Origin of the sequence: Erwinia sp. OLFS4 (genome assembly GCF_002752165.1) — a bacterium.
Lineage (GTDB): Bacteria > Pseudomonadota > Gammaproteobacteria > Enterobacterales > Enterobacteriaceae > Izhakiella.
This window is the reverse complement of the sequence record NZ_MOMB01000047.1, coordinates 99,678-117,021: the sequence shown is the minus strand read 5'-3', so window position 1 is coordinate 117,021 and position 17,344 is coordinate 99,678. Positions and strand designations below refer to the sequence as shown.

Genomic DNA, 17,344 nt, shown 5'->3' with positions numbered 1-17,344 from the left:
TCTTAGGCAGCAACATGACTGAATGAGGTTAGCAGGAGTGGTATGACAGTTCGGATTGCCATCAATGGTTTTGGTCGTATTGGCCGCAACGTTTTGCGGGCGCTATATGAAACCGGCCGGCGGGCTGAAATCAGCGTGGTGGCCGTTAATGAACTGGCGGATGCCGCCGGGATGGCGCATCTGCTCAAATATGATACCAGTCATGGCCGCTTTGCCTTTGAGGTCCGCCAGGAGCGTGATCTTTTGCAGGTAGGGGACGATACCCTGCGTATTCTTCATCAGCCGGCGATAGACCAGCTGCCGTGGAAAGCGCTGTCAGTGGATGTGGTTCTGGATTGCACCGGGGTATTTGGCAGCCGCGCTGACGGTGAAGCACATCTGCAGGCGGGGGCCGGAAAGGTGTTGTTTGCGCACCCAGGTGCTGCCGATCTTGATGCGACGGTGGTGTATAGCGTTAATCATCAGCAGCTGCAAGCTACGCACCGCATTGTGTCAAATGCATCCTGCACGACGAACTGTATTATTCCGATCATCAAATTGCTGGATGATGCGTTTAGCATTGAATCCGGAACGGTGACCACCATCCATTCGGCGATGCATGACCAGCAGGTGATTGATGCCTATCACCACGATTTGCGGCGGACGCGCGCGGCGAGCCAGTCTATTATTCCGGTTGATACGCGTCTGGCCGCGGGGATTGCCCGGATATTTCCGCAATTTAGTGACCGGTTTGAAGCCATTGCCGTACGGGTACCGACGATCAATGTCACGGCCATTGACCTGAGCGTGAGCGTGAAAAAAGCGGTGCAGGCCAGCGAGGTCAACCAGTTATTGCGCAGCGCAGCGCAGGGGGCATTTAGTGGTATAGTTGACTATACGGAATTACCGTTAGTCTCCATTGATTTTAATCATGACCCGCACAGTGCCATTGTTGACGGCACACAAACCCGGGTCAGCGGACAGCATCTGATTAAAACCCTGGTCTGGTGTGACAACGAGTGGGGTTTTGCTAACCGGATGCTGGATACCACCTTAGCAATGGCAGCCAGTGGTTTCAGGTAGGGCGCGGATTGCGCCTGCAAAATTTAAGAGAATCAACGAGAGGATTCACTATGTCTGTAATTAAGATGACCGATCTGGATTTAGCGGGTAAACGTGTGCTAATCCGTGCCGATCTTAACGTGCCGGTTAAAGAAGGAAAAGTAACGTCTGATGCACGCATTCGTGCTTCCCTGCCAACCATTGAAGCTGCGCTGAAGCAGGGTGCAAAAGTGATGGTTACCTCACACCTTGGTCGTCCGACCGAAGGTGAATACAATGAAGAATTCTCCCTGCTGCCGGTTGTTAACTATCTTAAAAATAAACTTTCAGCGCCGGTGCGGCTGGCAAAAGAGTATCTGAACGGTGTTGACGTGGCCGCGGGTGAGCTGGTGGTGCTGGAAAACGTCCGTTTTAATAAAGGTGAAAAGAAAGACGATGAAGCGCTGGCGAAACAGTATGCGGCGCTGTGTGATATTTTCGTCATGGATGCTTTCGGTACCGCGCACCGTGCGCAGGCTTCCACCCATGGGGTGGGTAAATTTGCGCCGGTGGCCTGTGCCGGACCATTGCTGGCCGCTGAGCTGGATGCATTAGGTAAAGCCTTATCCCATCCGGCACGTCCGATGGTGGCAGTGGTTGGTGGCTCAAAAGTGTCCACAAAATTCGATGTCCTTAATTCGCTGGTGAAGATTGCTGATACGGTGATCGTTGGCGGAGGGATTGCCAACACGTTCGTCGCCATTGACAACAATGTCGGCAAATCACTTTATGAGCCAGATTTCGTTGAGGCAGCGAAAAAACTGCGTGATGAGTTTGGTATTCCGGTACCAACGGATTCCCGTGTAGGCACGGAATTCTCTGAAACTGCCCCGGCGACGGTGAAAAAAGTCAGTGAGGTTGCGGATAACGAAGAGATCATGGACTTTGGCGATGAAACCGCCCTGGCGATGGCTAAGTTACTGAAAGAAGCTAAAACCATCCTGTGGAATGGCCCGGTCGGCGTATTTGAATTTCCTAATTTCCGTAAAGGGACAGAGATTGTGGCAAGAGCCATTGCCGACAGTGATGCTTTCTCAATTGCCGGAGGGGGTGATACCCTGGCTGCCATCGATCTATTTGGCATTGAAGATAAAATTTCTTATATCTCCACTGGTGGCGGTGCTTTCCTTGAGTTTGTTGAAGGGAAAAAACTGCCGGCGGTTGCCATGCTTGAAGAGCCTGCGAAGCAGTAACCGGTTTTAAGGAGGGGCTAGCGCCCGTCCTTGCCCGCCCCACGGGCGAAACTTTAAGACCCGGTAACTTTCAGGCATTGCTGAAAGCGGAAGGGGATTCACGGCCGACGAAACAGGACACAAGAACATGTCTAAAATTTTTGATTTCGTAAAACCAGGCGTTGTCACCGGTGATGACGTACAGAAAATTTTTCAGGTAGCAAAAGAAAATAAATTTGCTTTGCCCGCAGTTAACTGTGTCGGCACCGACTCCATTAATGCCGTGCTGGAAGCGGCGGCGAAAGTGAAAGCACCGGTGATTGTCCAGTTCTCCAACGGCGGCGCGGCGTTTATTGCCGGAAAGGGCTTTAAGTCAGACAAACCGCAGGCGGCAGCGATCCTCGGGGCGATTTCCGGGGCGAAACATGTTCACCTGATGGCAGAACAATACGGCGTGTCGGTTATTCTGCACACTGACCACTGTGCTAAAAAACTGTTGCCGTGGATCGATGGACTGCTGGACGCGGGTGAAGCGCACTTTAAAGCCACCGGTAAGCCGCTGTTCTCTTCTCATATGATTGACCTGTCAGAAGAGTCTCTGGAAGAGAATATCGAACTCTGTGGTAAATACCTGGCGCGCATGGCCAAACTCAATATGACCCTGGAAATTGAGCTGGGCGTCACCGGTGGCGAAGAGGATGGCGTGGATAATTCACACGTTGACAGTTCTGCGCTCTATTCACAGCCGGAAGACGTTGATTATGCTTACACCAGACTGAACGCTATCAGCCCGCGTTTCACTATTGCGGCCTCTTTTGGTAACGTTCATGGTGTGTATAAGCCCGGTAACGTTAAGCTGACGCCGACGATTCTGCGTGATTCGCAGGAATATGTGTGTAAGAAACATAATCTGCCGCACAATGCGCTGAACTTTGTTTTCCACGGCGGTTCCGGTTCTTCAGCGGCGGAAATCAAAGAATCCATTAGCTACGGTGTGATTAAAATGAATATCGATACCGATACCCAGTGGGCGACATGGGACGGTATTCTGCAGTATTACAAGCAGAAAGAAGGCTATCTGCAGGCACAGCTGGGTAACCCGGAAGGACCGGACAGCCCGAATAAAAAATATTACGACCCGCGCGTCTGGCTGCGTCACGCTCAGGCCTCAATGGTGACCCGTCTGGAGCAGGCTTTTAAAGAGCTGAATGCGGTGGACGTACTGTAATCTGTCTGATATCCACCTTAGAAAGCCCGCCTCTGGCGGGCTTTTTTGTCGGCTGAAGACGATGCTGGTTGAATAATCGTCAACTGTCAGGCCGCAGCGATACTAACGCTGGCAGAATGCTCATTTTGTGCTTAGTCTTAAACAGGCTTGACGCTAAGCATTTCATTAACTGGCACATTATTCCCGCGCGGATAACAACCTGGGTAGAAAAATGGATGATTTAAACGTTGTTAACAGTATTAATAATGCCGGAGGCTGGCTGCTGCGCAATCAGGCATTACTGCTGAGCTACGCTGTCAACATTCTTGCGGCATTTGCCATTCTTATTATCGGGATGATTGTCGCCCGTATTGTCTCGAACGGTATCAATAAATTGCTGATCAGTCGCAATATTGATAAAACCGTTGCCGATTTTCTCTCTGCGCTGGTGCGCTATGGCATTATTGCCTTTACGCTGATTGCGGCGCTGGGCCGGATTGGGGTGCAGACTGCTTCGGTGATTGCGGTACTGGGCGCCGCGGGTCTGGCGGTGGGTCTGGCATTACAAGGTTCGCTGTCTAACCTTGCGGCTGGCGTTCTGCTGGTGACCTTCCGTCCGTTTCGCACCGGCGAGTTTGTCGATCTGGGCGGGGTTAGCGGTACGGTTGTCAGCGTACAGATTTTTTCCACCACGCTGAAAACCGCCGATGGCAAAATTGTGGTGGTGCCTAACGGTAAAATTATCGCGGGTAATATTATTAACTACTCCCGCGAACCAGCCCGGCGTAACGAATTTATCATTGGTGTAGCCTATGATGCCGATGTCGATGAGGTCATTGCTCTGCTGCGTGGCGTGGTTGAAGCCGACGCGCGGGTACTGCAGGAGATGGGTATCCAGATAGGGCTTAACGAACTGGCTGCTTCATCACTGAATTTTGTGGTGCGTTGCTGGAGTAAAAGTAGCGATTTGCAGAGTGTCTACTGGGATCTGCTGAAGAACTTTAAGTACGCGCTGGATGCGAAAAATATTGGCATTCCGTACCCGCAAATGGACGTTCATCTGCATCACAACCCGGACAACAATCCGCAGAAAAGTCCGGCCGGTGGCGCATAACTGATCTTGCAGACGGACGCAGTGGCGTCCGTTTTTCAGTCTTATATTATTAGTGTTTCTTATCAGGCATTATATTTTTCAATTTTACCTTATATTGTTATCCGGCTAGACTGCCTCACCGAATAAATCAGGGTGGGGATGCAGGATGTTATCGGTTTATTTTCAGGGGATTGCGTTAGGTGCTGCCTTGATTCTGCCGCTTGGCCCGCAGAATGCGTTTGTGATGAATCAGGGCATTAATCGCCAGTATCATTTCATGACCGCAGGCCTGTGCACACTGAGTGATATCGTGCTGATTTGTGCCGGTGTGTTTGGTGGCAGCGCCTTACTCAACCGTTCACCGCTGTTGCTGGCTCTGATTAGCTGGGGTGGGGTAGCCTTTTTGTTGTGGTATGGCTGGGGGGCATTGCGCACTGGGTTTCACCCCCAGCACGTGGCCATGCCGCAACAGGCTGATCGCTCCGGTCGCTGGCGTATTGTGCTGACGGTGCTGGCTGTTACCTGGCTCAATCCCCACGTCTATCTTGATACTTTTGTGGTGCTGGGTAGTCTCGGTGGGCAGCTGCCTGCGTCAGAACGCATCTGGTTTGCCTGTGGCACCATCAGTGCTTCGTTGCTGTGGTTTTTTGGCGTGGCGCTGCTGGCGTCATGGCTGGCACCCCGTCTGGTTTCCCGGCGTGCCCAGCAACGAATAAACCTGCTGGTGGGTGCAATTATGTGGTTTGTGGCCCTGCGTCTGGCACAGCAAAGCATTGCAATGTTGTAAAATTGGATAAAGCGACAATAATATCAGAACCTTTTGTACTTTCATGACTCAGAGCAGCATCTGTGTTGCCTGACCGGCTGCCTTACCTGCAGCTGTCCTTGCCAATGACAACTCTCTTCAAGGAGGACTGAAGTGAAAATAAAAACCCTGGCGTGTGCCTCTCTGTTAGGGCTGAGCGTTCTGCCCATGATCGGTCAGACGGGCGAGCTGCCCAATGGACCCCACGTCATCACCTCCGGTCAGGCGAGCGTCGATGCTAAGCCGGATATTGCGATCCTGACCATTGAAGTGAATGTCACGGCGAAAGAGGCGGCGCAGGCGAAAAAGCAAGCCGATACCCGGGTACAGCAGTATTTTGATTTCCTTAAACAGCAAGGAATTGAAAAGAAAGATATTAATGCTGCCAATCTGCGCACGCAGCCAGAATATGATTACCTGAAAGATGGTAAATCGCAGCTTAAAGGCTATCGCGCAGTGCGTCAGGTACAGGTGACCTTGCGTAAGCTGGATAAGCTAAACGATTTGCTGGATGGTGCACTGAAATCCGGTCTTAATGAAATTCGCTCCGTAGAGCTGGGGGTAGCCGATCCGCAGCAGTATCGTGATAAGGCGCGTGAAGAGGCGATTAAAAACGCCACCCGGCAGGCCGATCAGCTGGCGAAAGGTTTCCATGCCAGCCTTGGGCCGGTTTACAGCATTCGCTATCATGTGGCTAACTATCAGCCGGTTCCGATGACGCGCATGTTCAAAATGGCGGATGCCGCACCGGCAACTTCTGCAGAGCAAACCTATGAGCAGCAGAGTATTCACTTTGATGATCAGGTTGACGTGGTCTTTGAGCTGAGTAATCAGTAGCAGGATGCTGATTACCGGTGTGCCAGCGCAGCCGGGACAAAACCGCATAAAGGCGCCATTAAGGCGCCTTTTTTCTGTCAGTTGGTGTCCTGGCGCAGGACGCGATGGCCATGCTCAATCAGCGCATCGGTGACCCGGCGCATCAGGCGGCTCTCCGGTGCAAAACGGTGCCAGTACAGCATCCGGCGCTGATAAAGTCCGGGTGTCAGGTCAATCAGCTCCCCCGACGCCAGTTCTTTTTCTATCTGCAAATGCGGGATCATACAGCAGGTTGTCCCCTGGCGGGCCAGCTGAACAAAGGCTTCCGAAGAATTGACGATATGGCAGGGCACGCTACCCGGCGATAAATCGAAATTTTGTTGCAAAAAGGCCTGGTGCATATCATCAAGATGATCGAAAGCCACCACGGGCGCCTTCAGCAGTGCCGGCCGGGTGACGCCGTTGGGAAAATAGCGGGCAGCAAATTCCGGAGAACCGACGAACAGATAATCCAGTGCGCCAAGCTGGCTGACCAGACAGCTTGGCAGCGGCTGTGGCTGAATACTGACTGCGCCGACAACTTCACCACGGCGCAGGCGCTCCTGGGTACGGCTCTCATCTTCAACCTGCAGATTGAGCCTGACCGGGGAGTCGCTCAGCACGTTTTTCAGCGCAGGTAGCAACCAGGTTGCCAGGCTGTCAGCATTGACCGCCAGCGACAGCAGCAGCGGGGTAGTACCACTGCCATTTTCGTCTCCCAGCCACTCTTCTTCCAGTAATTCAACCTGATGCAGCAATGCCAGTAACTTCTGCCCTTGTTCGGTTGGCCGCGGTGGCACGGTGCGTACCAGCAGGGGCTGGCCAAACATATTCTCCAGCTGCTTAATACGCTGCGACACCGCAGATTGCGTGATACACAGTTTTTGTGCCGCACGCTCAAATCCGCGTTCACGAATCACCGCATCCAGTGCCTGAAGCGTTCGATAATCCGGGCGTTTCATGAGGTAATAGGCTCTCCTTCGGCTGCAACGGGGCGTAACGATTTATCACTATGCCATAGTTTTTTCTTTATTCCTGAATAAAGGGCAGTTTATTTGTTATGGCGCAACAGCATATTGCGCTTTTGTCGTTACCGATCGGGTAATTTATCTCTGGCTTCTTTATACTGAAAGCCATTTTTCGGGTAGCACAGGCAAACTGATGATGACACAGGATGAACTAAAAAAAGCCGTAGGCTGGGCGGCGCTGGATTATGTTATTCCCGGTACCATTGTTGGCGTCGGCACGGGCAGTACGGCGGCATATTTTATTCAGGCGCTGGGGTCGATAAAAGACCAGATTACCGGTGCCGTTTCAAGCTCTGAAGCTTCAACTGTACAGCTGAAAAGCCTGGGGATCCCGGTGTTTGATCTCAATACCGTTGAACGTCTGGCGGTGTATGTTGATGGCGCCGACGAAATTAATCCGCAGATGCAGATGATTAAAGGCGGCGGTGCCGCTCTGACGCGTGAAAAAATTGTGGCCGCCGTTGCAGAGAAATATATCTGTATTGCAGACAGGTCAAAACAGGTAGCGGTACTGGGTAAATTTCCGCTGCCGGTTGAGGTGGTGCCAATGGCCCGTAATTACGTGGCGCGCCAGCTGGAAAAGCTCGGCGGAAGACCGGTTTATCGTCAGAATGTGGTGACGGATAATGGCAATATCATCCTCGATGTCCATGACCTGAGCATTACTGACCCCTGCGCGCTGGAGATTGCCATTAATGCCTTGCCAGGGGTGGTGACCGTTGGCTTGTTTGCTGCCCGCGGGGCTGATGTTGCGCTGATCGGTGGTCCTGATGGGGTGAAAACCATCAGCAAATGATCTGATAAGCGGCTGGTGAAAACGGTCTGCATGTGCAGCGCGCGCCTGTGCCGACTTTTTTTGGCAAAATAACGATTTTATACAGATAGCCTGATTTGGTGACTTATATCACAAAATGACATTTTCCAGCCGGATATTTCTGTTTGTGGCAATGAAACTGCCATTATCTGTCGTTAGCCGGCTTGTGCCGGGCTCAGTGTGCTGCTCCTCTGGTAGCGTCTTGTATTGCTGACAGCGAAAATTTTGTTATTTTGAAAGAAGGCGGGCTTATTACTTTGGTAACTTAAGGTCGTCATCAGGCGGGATCAGACCAGCATTTTTTTGTAGTCAGCGTATAGGGTTGGGAAATGGCGAAAGTATCACTGGAAAAAGACAAGATTAAATTTCTGCTGGTGGAAGGGGTGCATCAGAGTGCGCTGGAAAGCCTGCACGCAGCTGGATACCACAATATTGAGTATCATAAAGGGGCGCTTGATAGCGACGCGCTGAAAGTGGCCGCGCGTGATGCCCATTTTATTGGCATTCGTTCCCGTACTCAGCTGAGTGAAGAGATATTTGCTGCGGCGGAAAAGCTGGTGGCGGTTGGCTGCTTTTGCATCGGAACCAATCAGGTGGACCTGACTGCAGCGGCTAAGCGTGGTATTCCGGTGTTTAATGCACCGTTTTCCAATACCCGCTCAGTGGCAGAACTGGTGATCGGCGAGCTGCTGTTAATGCTGCGTGGCATTCCGGAAGCCAATGCTAAGGCACACCGTGGTATCTGGAACAAACAGGCGGTGGGTTCTTTTGAGGCACGCGGTAAAAAACTCGGTATCATTGGTTACGGCCACATTGGCATGCAGCTGGGGGTACTGGCGGAATCGCTGGGGATGCACGTTTTCTTTTACGATATTGAAAACAAACTGCCGTTAGGTAATGCCACCCAGGTCCAGCATCTGTCTGATTTATTGAACATGAGTGACGTCGTGAGCCTGCACGTGCCGGAAACGGTGTCAACGCAAAATATGATTAGCGCCAGAGAGCTGGCGATGATTAAACCGGGCGCACTGCTGATTAACGCTTCACGCGGCACGGTGGTGGATATTCCCGCTTTATGCAAATCCCTGGCAGACAAGCATCTTGCCGGTGCGGCAATCGATGTTTTTCCCGTGGAGCCGGCGACCAACAGCGAGCCGTTTAATTCCCCGCTGTGCGAATTCGATAACGTTCTGCTGACGCCGCATATCGGTGGTTCTACCCAGGAAGCGCAGGAAAACATTGGCCTGGAAGTGGCCGGCAAGTTGTCAAAATATTCTGATAACGGTTCAACGCTGTCGGCGGTGAACTTCCCGGAAGTGTCTTTGCCTACTCATGCGGCTTCCGCCAGTCGTCTGTTGCATATTCATGAAAACCGCCCCGGGGTGTTAACTGCCATCAACCAGATTTTTGCTGAGCAGGGCATCAACATCGCGGCGCAGTATCTGCAGACCAGTCCGCTGATGGGGTATGTGGTCATCGATATTGATGCCGAGGAAGAGGTGGCAGAGAAGGCGCTGCAGCTGATGAAAGCCATTCCTGGTACCATCAGAGCGCGTTTGCTTTACTGAACCTCACCGCCAGATGCCGTTACGGGCATTCTGGCGGTGTTTCCCCCTCTGCGTTCTGTTGCCATTGCCAGAGTTTCGCCGGCGTAATCACCGCCGGCAGGGGAATATCCCAGCTGGCGCTGGGCAAACGTTTGACATGCTGACAGTCATGGGCAAGCCCGACCGGGAAGAAACCATGCTGCTGCCAGTTTTGCAGCGTTCTGTCATAAAACCCGCCCCCCATACCCAGACGCTGGCCGCGGCTGTCAAAGGCGACCAGGGGTACAAACAAAACATCCAGCTTATCCAGCGGTAACAGATGGCGAACGTCCAGCGGTGGTTCCGGGATGCGCAGTCGGTTAAGCTGCAGCGGGGTGGCCAGTTCATAGTGGATAAACAGCAGCTGTCCCGGTGAAAAAGGATGGAGTACTGGCAGGTAGACCTGCTTTTTTTGATGCCACAGTCGGGCAATCAGCGGGCGGGTATTAAGTTCGCCATCTACCGGTAAAAAAACCGCAACGTGTCTGGCCTGCTGGACCTGCGGTAACGCCATCGCGTGTTCTGCTGTGCGCTCAGCGGCTTTCTGCTGTTGTTCATCACCTAATGCACGCCGCAGATGGCGGATATGGGTACGCATAGCCTGTCGGTCATGCAGGGAAACTGACATGCCCGTTCTCCTGTTCAGCGTGGACAGGATTCAGCATACGATCGGAAAAGGCGTCAGGACAACGTTAATGACCGGGGATAGGGAAAATAAACAGGAAGATCTCCGAGATGCCGCCGCAGGCTGTAACCCTTGAACCCTGGGTTCAAGGTGAATGCGTCGTCGTGGCTATCAGGCTTCCCGGACGAACCGGGCATGCGCACAAACCGCGTAGCGCCGCATTCTGTGCTATTGAAATATCGGCTCAGGGGACTGGCCCGCTTGCAAACATCTCAGAGAAAGTTGACAACACTGTCAGTGTAACACATCAGACAATGTCGTGTTATTCGAACTTCGCACCCTGGCGATTGGTAATGTGACCTTGCTCAACCAGCGCTTGTTCAATGGTCTGTTGCAACATACGGATACGTTGCTCCATGTTCGCGGCATAATCACGCGTTTTACCCTGCTCCTGCGCCAGCTCGTAGCACAGGTTCAGCGCGGCAATAAACACCAGTTGCTCAGTATTGGAGACTCTAGTGCGAACTTTTAAATCTTGCAACCGCTGATTAAGGTCTTCCGCCGCTGCGTTTAACGCATCCTGCTGTTCAGGCGGACAATTTACCCTTAAAGAACGGCCAAAAATTTGTATATCTACTGGTTGTGCGGACATGCCACCTTCCTGACTGATTACTGCGCCCGCTACGCCCTTTCCACTCAATGGGTTGCGAGGAGCGCCACTATATATATCCCTGAGGGAATAAACAACCCCCCCTTTCTGGAATCCGTAAGGCACCTGGTGGTAGCATAGCACGAACTCTAACCCTCAACGATGATGATTACCTATGTCCCATTCCACTATGGTCCCGGGTTATGCCACCCTCGCTTCTGCCTTAAATCAGCAGGGTGTGGGGATGACGCCGGCGGAGATGCATGGCCTGCTAAGCGGCATTGTCTGCGGGGGCAACCGTGATAACAGCTGGAAAACCTTGGTTTATGATTTGACCAACGAAGGCAATGCGTTTTCGCAAACGCTGAAACAGCCGGTTGAGCAGCTTCAGCACGCCATTTGTGCCACGCTGGAAGATGATCATTTTGAATTTCAGCTGTTGTTACCTGATGACGATGACGCCACGGTATTTGAACGAGCCGATGCGCTGGCCGGTTGGGTGAACCATTTTTTACTCGGCCTTGGCGTAACGCAACCCGGTCTGGATAAAGTTACCGGTGAGACCGGTGAAGCCGTCGATGATCTGCGCACTATCGCCCAGCTCGGCTATGATGAGGAAGAAGATCAGCAGGAACTGGCGGCGTCGCTGGAAGAGGTAATTGAATACGTCCGGGTTGCCGCTTTGCTCTGTCATGAAACCTTCTGCCGCCCGCAGCCAGCGGCGGTGGAAATGAAAAAGCCTACCCTGCACTGAAGATGCGTTTGCGCGTCAGGGAAATATTCAGGAGTTGCGATGATTCAACCACAAGAGTTTGTCCACCGCCGTCAGCAGCTGGTTGAGCAGATGGTGCCGGCCAGCGTAGCGCTGTTTTTTGCCGCCCCCGAGGCGACCCGGAGTGCTGACAGTGAATACCCGTTTCGACAGAACAGTGATTTCTGGTATTTCACCGGCTTCAATGAGCCACAGGCGCTACTGGTAATCATTAAAAGTGCTGAAAATCATAGTCATACCGTATTGTTTAACCGGGTGCGTGATGTCACCGCCGAAGTCTGGTTCGGCCGTCGGTTGGGCCAGGAAGCTGCCCCGGCGCGTCTTAACATTGACCGGGCGCTGCCATGGGATGAGCTGACAGAACAGCTGCCTTTGCTGCTGAATGGCCTCGATGTGGTTTATCACGCTCAGGGGCTGTATCAGTTTGCCGATCGGGCGCTGTTTGCGGCGCTTGAGCAATTGCGTCAGGGGGGACGGAAAAATCTTTCGGCACCGGCGACCCTGATTGACTGGCGGCCAATGGTGCATGAAATGCGTCTGTTCAAATCACCGGCTGAACTGGCGGTGTTACGTGAGGCCGGACGTATCAGCGCTCAGGCCCATACCCGGGCGATGCTGGCATGTCGTCCCGGTGACTTTGAGTATCAGCTTGAAGCTGAAATTTTGCATGAATTTGCCCGCCATGGCGCGCGCTTTGCCGCTTATAACACCATTGTTGGCGCGGGAGAAAACGGTTGTATTCTTCATTACACTGAAAATGAAAGCAAAATGCAGGCCGGGCAGCTGGTTCTGATTGATGCTGGCTGTGAATATCAGGGTTATGCCGGCGATATTACGCGCACTTTCCCGGCGAGCGGAAAATTCAGCCCTGCCCAGCGGGAAATTTATGACATCGTTCTGGCTTCCCTTGAGCATGCGCTAAGCCTGTTTGCACCAGGCACCAGTATCCAGTATGTGACTCAGCAAGTGGTGCACATAATGGTTAGTGGCCTGGTCAGACTGGGTATTCTGCAGGGCGACGTGGATAGCCTGATAGCGGAACAGGCCCATCGCCGCTTCTTTATGCATGGTTTGTCGCACTGGCTGGGACTGGATGTTCACGATGTTGGCGATTACGGCATTGACCGTGACCGTCCGCTGGAAGCAGGCATGGTGCTCACCGTTGAGCCTGGTCTGTATATTGCCCCGGATGCCGATGTGCCTGAGTGCTACCGTGGAATAGGCATTCGTATTGAAGATGATATTGTGATCACTGCCGCAGGAAACGAGAACCTGACGGATCGGGTGGTTAAAAAACCGGATGACATTGAGGCGCTGATGGCGGCGGCAAAATAATATGGCGGTCATCATTACCGGCGGCGGGATGACCGGCGCTACCCTGGCGCTGGCGCTTTCTCAGCTTTCCGCCGGCAGGTTACCGGTCACGCTGATTGAGGCTATCGCCCTCGATTCACAGCAGCATCCTGGCTATGACAGCCGGGCTATTGCGCTGGCGGAAGGCACCTGTCAGCAGCTGGAAGCACTGAATATCTGGCCATATCTGCAGAGTGCGGCCACGGCAATCGGTGAAGTACAGGTCAGCGATCGCGGCCACGCCGGTTTCGTAACCCTGAGTGCACAAGAATATGGCATCCGTGCGCTGGGACACGTGGTGGAACTGCATGAAGTTGGCCAGCGCTTATTTCGTCTGTTAGCCCGCGCCCCTGGGGTATCGCTTTGTTGCCCCGATCGGGTGGCCGGGGTTGAACGTGATGCCGGCCAGGTTACGGTAACGCTGAAAAGCGGTAAGGTTATCCGTGGCGCGTTACTGATTGCCGCCGACGGTAGCGGCTCTGGCGTCGCGGCGGCCTGTGGCGTGCAGTGGCAGCAGCAGCCATACCAGCAGGTGGCCGTGATTGCAAATGTGACCAGCGCCAGTCCGCATTGTGCAAGAGCATTTGAACGATTTACCGAACATGGCCCGCTGGCATTGTTACCGATGTCACAAGGGCGTTGTTCGCTGGTCTGGTGTCATCCACTGGCGCATCGCGAACGGGTTGATGGCTGGAGTGATGCACAGTTTCTGCATCAGTTACAACAGGCTTTTGGCTGGCGACTGGGTGCTTTTACCACCGTCGGCCAGCGTGCCAGCTATCCGCTGACGCTACAGCGCGCTTCACAGCGTATCTCACACCGGCTGGCACTGGTTGGTAACGCGGCGCAGACGTTGCATCCTATTGCCGGCCAGGGGTTTAATCTTGGGCTGCGTGATGTCATGTCGCTGGCCGAAACGATTGCGGCAGCCTGGCGTAATGCTGAGGACCCGGGCGATTACTTTGTACTGCAACGCTATCAGCAGCGGCGGCAAGCCGATGCGGATGCGACGGTCGGCCTGACGGATGGCCTGGTGCGTTTTTTTGCTAATCATCATCTGCCGCTGGTGGCTGGCCGTAATCTGGGCTTACTGGCGTTGGATCATGTTCCCCTGCTACGTCGTCGCCTTGCGGAACGGACGCTAGGTTGGGTTCTGCGTTAAGGAGAGAATATGCAATCTTATGATGTTGTCATTGCCGGCGGGGGAATGGTCGGTCTGGCTGTTGCCTGCGGCTTGCAGGGCTGTGGGCTGCGAATTGCGCTACTGGAGCGTGATGAAGCGCCGCACGCGCTGAGCGATGCCACTCCGCAGCTGCGTGTATCAGCAATTAATGCGGCAAGTGAGCGCTTGCTTCAGCATCTGGGTGTCTGGGAGACCATTTTACAGCGTGCGGCACCGTATCACGGTATGGCGGTCTGGGACAAAGACAGCTTTGGTCATATTATTTTTGATGATGATAATCAGGGCATCAGCCATCTTGGTCATATTATTGAAAATCAGGTGATTCATCATGCGCTGTGGCAGCGTGCCAGCCAGCTCAGTGATATTACGCTGTTTGCCGGTGCCCACATGGAGCAGGTTGCTTTTGGTGACAACGAAGCCTTTGTCACGCTGCAGGATGGCAGCATGATGAGCGCGCGTCTGACTATCGCCGCTGACGGTGCCCACTCCTGGCTGCGCGATAAGGCTGATATACCGCTGTCGTTTCGCGACTACGAACATCACGCGCTGGTGGCAACCATTCGCAGCGATGAGCCGCACCAGTCAGTTGCCCGTCAGGTTTTTCATGGTGACGGTATTCTGGCTTTTTTGCCCCTGAGCGATCCGCAGCTCTGCTCCATTGTCTGGTCGCTGCCACCACAGGAAGCCGCACGATTTCAGGCTATGTCTGCCGCGCTGTTTAATCAGCAGCTGACGGTGACCCTGGACAGCCGTCTTGGCTTGTGTAGCCTGCAAAGCGACCGTCAGGTGTTTCCTTTAGTCGGGCGTTTTGCCCGCAGTTTTGCCGCACACCGACTGGCGCTGGTGGGGGATGCTGCCCATACCATCCATCCCCTTGCGGGTCAGGGCGTTAACCTCGGATTGATGGATGCCGCCGCGCTGATTGGCGAGTTACGCCGTTTACAACATGCCGGTAAAGATATTGGACAGCATCTTTATTTGCGGCGTTATGAACGCAGTCGCAAGCACAGCGCAGTGCTGATGCTGGCGGCTATGCAGGGATTTCGCGAACTGTTTGCCGGTGAAAATCCGGCGAAGAAATTGCTGCGTGATCTTGGCCTGACGCTGGCAGACAAACTGCCCGGCGTGAAACCACAATTGGTGAAGCAGGCGAGGGGATTACACGACCTGCCTGACTGGTTGCGCTGATTCAGCGTATTGTTAAAAAGGCCTGCAAAGCAGGCCTTTTTTATCCCGGCTCTCATTTGAAATAATCTAATTTCACTCATTACTTTGCATTATTTTTTTTTATGCGAAGCGCAATTTTATAAAGTTAATTTTTTCTGTTAAAGCGCGTAATTTTAAATAATATCCTGCATTAATTATAATCAGGCAGGTTATATTTTAATTAATTAGCAGTAAACCAGTTAAAAAAACTGATGGCAGCGTCCGGCAGAATCGCCGGGGTCAGTCATTTCGCCTTCATATAGCTTATGGTTATCCGCCGGTAACGGTGGTAACGTCGGGAAAAGGTAACGTTTGCGTTGTGCAAACCGGCTGAAAAAATCTTGGCTAACGGATAATCAGAATGACTCAGCAGACCCCGTTGTTCGAACAACATCAGGCATGCGGTGCGCGCATGGTGGATTTTCATGGCTGGATGATGCCATTGCATTACGGCTCGCAGATGGATGAACACCATGCGGTGCGCAACGATGCCGGCATGTTTGATGTTTCACATATGACCATCGTTGACTTGCACGGCGCGCGTACCCGTGAATTTCTGCGTTATCTGCTGGCAAATGATGTCGCGAAGCTGACCCAGCCGGGCAAGGCGCTCTACACCGCGATGCTTAACGCCTCAGGGGGCGTCATTGACGATCTGATCGTTTACTTCCTGGCTGAAGACTATTTCCGTCTGGTGGTGAATTCTGCTACGCGGGAAAAAGATCTCGCCTGGATACGCAGCCAGGCCGTCGCCTATAGCGTGACGCTGACTGAACGTGACGATCTGGCGCTGATTGCGGTCCAGGGGCCGCATGCCTGCGAGAAAGTCCAGCAAATATTTGCCCCGGCCCGGCGGGCCATCCTCGCAGAAATGAAACCTTTTTTTGGCCTGCAGTCAGACGATATGTTTATTGCCACCACCGGTTATACCGGTGAGGCCGGTTATGAAATTGCTCTGCCGCAGGGGCAGGCGGCAGCGCTCTGGCAGCAGTTGCTCGCCGTCGGCGTGAAGCCAGCTGGCCTTGGCGCCCGCGATACGCTGCGGCTGGAAGCAGGAATGAATCTGTATGGTCAGGAAATGGATGAACGGGTGTCTCCGCTGGCAGCCAATATGGGCTGGACTATTGCCTGGCAGCCGGAATCCCGCGATTTTATTGGTCGCGCGGCGCTGGAGGCCCAGAGTGAACGGGGAACCGAGCAGCTGGTTGGGTTAATCATGACGGAGAAAGGCGTACTGCGTAATGCTTTACCGGTACGGTTTACCACCGGCGACGGTCATGCCGCTGAAGGGGTGATTACCAGCGGTTCCTTTTCCCCCACTCTGGGTTGCAGTATTGCTCTGGCTCGGGTACCGGCTGGCATCGGCGAACAGGCTATTGTCCAGATCCGTAACCGTGAAATGCCGGTGCGCGTCACCAGACCCGTTTTTGTTCGTGCCGGCAAGCCGGTCACCCAATGATTTAATTTTAGGAGAAGCGCGTCAATGAGCCATGTGCCAGATGAACTGAAATACCGCGAGAGTCACGAATGGGTGCGTAAAGAAGCCGATGGTTCTTTTACCGTCGGCATCACTGAACACGCACAGGCGCTGCTGGGGGATATGGTATTTATCGATTTGCCTGAACCTGGCAGCGTTTTCAGCGCCGGTGATGACTGCGCGGTAGCGGAATCGGTCAAAGCGGCTTCGGATATCTATGCGCCGATCGCTGGTGAAATTATTGCCGTCAATAGCGCGCTGGAAAGCGAGCCTGAGCTGGTTAACAGCGCCCCGTACGGTGCTGGCTGGTTGTTCAGAATGAAAGCCAGCGATGAAAGCGAACTGGCGCTGTTACTGGACGCGGATGACTATAAAGCGGCCATCGACGCTTAATATTATTGCTGTGCCGGGCGCCAGTATCCAGCTGTCAGGCGCCCTC

17 protein-coding genes and 1 other RNA gene are annotated in these 17,344 nt (G+C 53.4%); 14 read left to right on the top strand and 4 right to left on the bottom strand.

What is annotated here, in order from left to right; genetic code table 11:
- Positions 1-42 precede the first annotated feature (42 nt).
- From epd to BL249_RS09115, 6 genes are all read left to right on the top strand, one after another.
- Positions 43-1,062 carry an erythrose-4-phosphate dehydrogenase gene (epd, locus tag BL249_RS09140; RefSeq protein ID WP_099707219.1) on the top strand — a complete coding sequence of 340 codons (1,020 nt, stop codon included), beginning with the start codon at positions 43-45 and terminating at the stop codon, positions 1,060-1,062.
- 50 nt (positions 1,063-1,112) lie between these two features.
- A complete protein-coding gene (gene pgk / locus BL249_RS09135; RefSeq protein WP_099707220.1) occupies positions 1,113-2,273 on the top strand; it encodes a phosphoglycerate kinase in 1,161 nt (386 codons plus the stop codon).
- A gap of 127 nt (positions 2,274-2,400) precedes the next feature.
- Positions 2,401-3,480, top strand: a complete 1,080-nt coding sequence (gene fbaA, locus BL249_RS09130) for a class II fructose-bisphosphate aldolase (RefSeq protein WP_099707221.1) — start codon at positions 2,401-2,403, stop codon at positions 3,478-3,480.
- 211 nt (positions 3,481-3,691) lie between these two features.
- Complete coding sequence (mscS, locus tag BL249_RS09125) at positions 3,692-4,573, top strand: small-conductance mechanosensitive channel MscS (protein ID WP_099707222.1); 882 nt, start codon at positions 3,692-3,694, stop codon at positions 4,571-4,573.
- 145 nt (positions 4,574-4,718) lie between these two features.
- Positions 4,719-5,339: an arginine exporter ArgO gene (gene argO, locus BL249_RS09120; protein ID WP_099707223.1), complete on the top strand. Its 621-nt coding sequence runs from the start codon at positions 4,719-4,721 to the stop codon at positions 5,337-5,339.
- 132 nt (positions 5,340-5,471) lie between these two features.
- On the top strand, positions 5,472-6,194 hold the full coding sequence (locus BL249_RS09115) for an oxidative stress defense protein (protein ID WP_099707224.1): 723 nt from the start codon (positions 5,472-5,474) through the stop codon (positions 6,192-6,194).
- A 77-nt stretch (positions 6,195-6,271) separates the two neighbouring features.
- Here the strand turns inward: BL249_RS09115 and BL249_RS09110 are convergent, their stop codons facing one another.
- Positions 6,272-7,174: a LysR family transcriptional regulator ArgP gene (locus BL249_RS09110; protein WP_099707225.1), complete on the bottom strand. Its 903-nt coding sequence runs from the start codon at positions 7,172-7,174 to the stop codon at positions 6,272-6,274.
- Positions 7,175-7,376: 202 nt separating this feature from the next.
- On the opposite strand from BL249_RS09110, the gene rpiA reads away from it, so the two are divergent.
- Both rpiA and serA read left to right on the top strand, forming a co-directional pair.
- Positions 7,377-8,036: a ribose-5-phosphate isomerase RpiA gene (rpiA, locus tag BL249_RS09105; protein ID WP_099707317.1), complete on the top strand. Its 660-nt coding sequence runs from the start codon at positions 7,377-7,379 to the stop codon at positions 8,034-8,036.
- A 347-nt stretch (positions 8,037-8,383) separates the two neighbouring features.
- Positions 8,384-9,622: a phosphoglycerate dehydrogenase gene (serA, locus tag BL249_RS09100; protein ID WP_099707226.1), complete on the top strand. Its 1,239-nt coding sequence runs from the start codon at positions 8,384-8,386 to the stop codon at positions 9,620-9,622.
- Positions 9,623-9,641: 19 nt separating this feature from the next.
- Here the strand turns inward: serA and BL249_RS09095 are convergent, their stop codons facing one another.
- The 3 genes from BL249_RS09095 to zapA form a co-directional block, all read right to left on the bottom strand.
- The gene (locus tag BL249_RS09095; RefSeq protein WP_099707227.1) at positions 9,642-10,268 is read right to left on the bottom strand and encodes a 5-formyltetrahydrofolate cyclo-ligase; all 627 of its coding nucleotides are present in this window, start codon (positions 10,266-10,268) and stop codon (positions 9,642-9,644) included.
- 95 nt (positions 10,269-10,363) lie between these two features.
- Positions 10,364-10,547, bottom strand: a non-coding RNA gene (gene ssrS, locus BL249_RS09090) — 6S RNA.
- 40 nt (positions 10,548-10,587) lie between these two features.
- Positions 10,588-10,917 carry a cell division protein ZapA gene (zapA, locus tag BL249_RS09085; protein ID WP_099707228.1) on the bottom strand — a complete coding sequence of 110 codons (330 nt, stop codon included), beginning with the start codon at positions 10,915-10,917 and terminating at the stop codon, positions 10,588-10,590.
- 172 nt (positions 10,918-11,089) lie between these two features.
- Here zapA and BL249_RS09080 point away from each other — a divergent pair, with 172 nt between their 5' ends.
- The 6 genes from BL249_RS09080 to gcvH all read left to right on the top strand — a co-directional run bounded on the left by BL249_RS09080 (position 11,090) and on the right by gcvH (position 17,298).
- On the top strand, positions 11,090-11,668 hold the full coding sequence (locus tag BL249_RS09080) for a YecA/YgfB family protein (RefSeq protein WP_099707229.1): 579 nt from the start codon (positions 11,090-11,092) through the stop codon (positions 11,666-11,668).
- A 42-nt stretch (positions 11,669-11,710) separates the two neighbouring features.
- Complete coding sequence (pepP, locus tag BL249_RS09075) at positions 11,711-13,021, top strand: Xaa-Pro aminopeptidase (RefSeq protein WP_099707318.1); 1,311 nt, start codon at positions 11,711-11,713, stop codon at positions 13,019-13,021.
- A 1-nt stretch (position 13,022) separates the two neighbouring features.
- Positions 13,023-14,201 (top strand): 2-octaprenyl-6-methoxyphenyl hydroxylase, encoded by a 1,179-nt coding sequence (gene ubiH / locus BL249_RS09070; protein WP_099707230.1) that lies wholly within the window; start codon positions 13,023-13,025, stop codon positions 14,199-14,201.
- Positions 14,202-14,210: 9 nt separating this feature from the next.
- Positions 14,211-15,410 (top strand): FAD-dependent 2-octaprenylphenol hydroxylase, encoded by a 1,200-nt coding sequence (gene ubiI / locus BL249_RS09065; RefSeq protein ID WP_099707231.1) that lies wholly within the window; start codon positions 14,211-14,213, stop codon positions 15,408-15,410.
- A gap of 379 nt (positions 15,411-15,789) precedes the next feature.
- Complete coding sequence (gcvT, locus tag BL249_RS09060) at positions 15,790-16,887, top strand: glycine cleavage system aminomethyltransferase GcvT (RefSeq protein WP_099707232.1); 1,098 nt, start codon at positions 15,790-15,792, stop codon at positions 16,885-16,887.
- A gap of 24 nt (positions 16,888-16,911) precedes the next feature.
- On the top strand, positions 16,912-17,298 hold the full coding sequence (gene gcvH / locus BL249_RS09055) for a glycine cleavage system protein GcvH (RefSeq protein WP_099707233.1): 387 nt from the start codon (positions 16,912-16,914) through the stop codon (positions 17,296-17,298).
- The last annotated feature ends 46 nt before the right edge of the window (positions 17,299-17,344 follow it).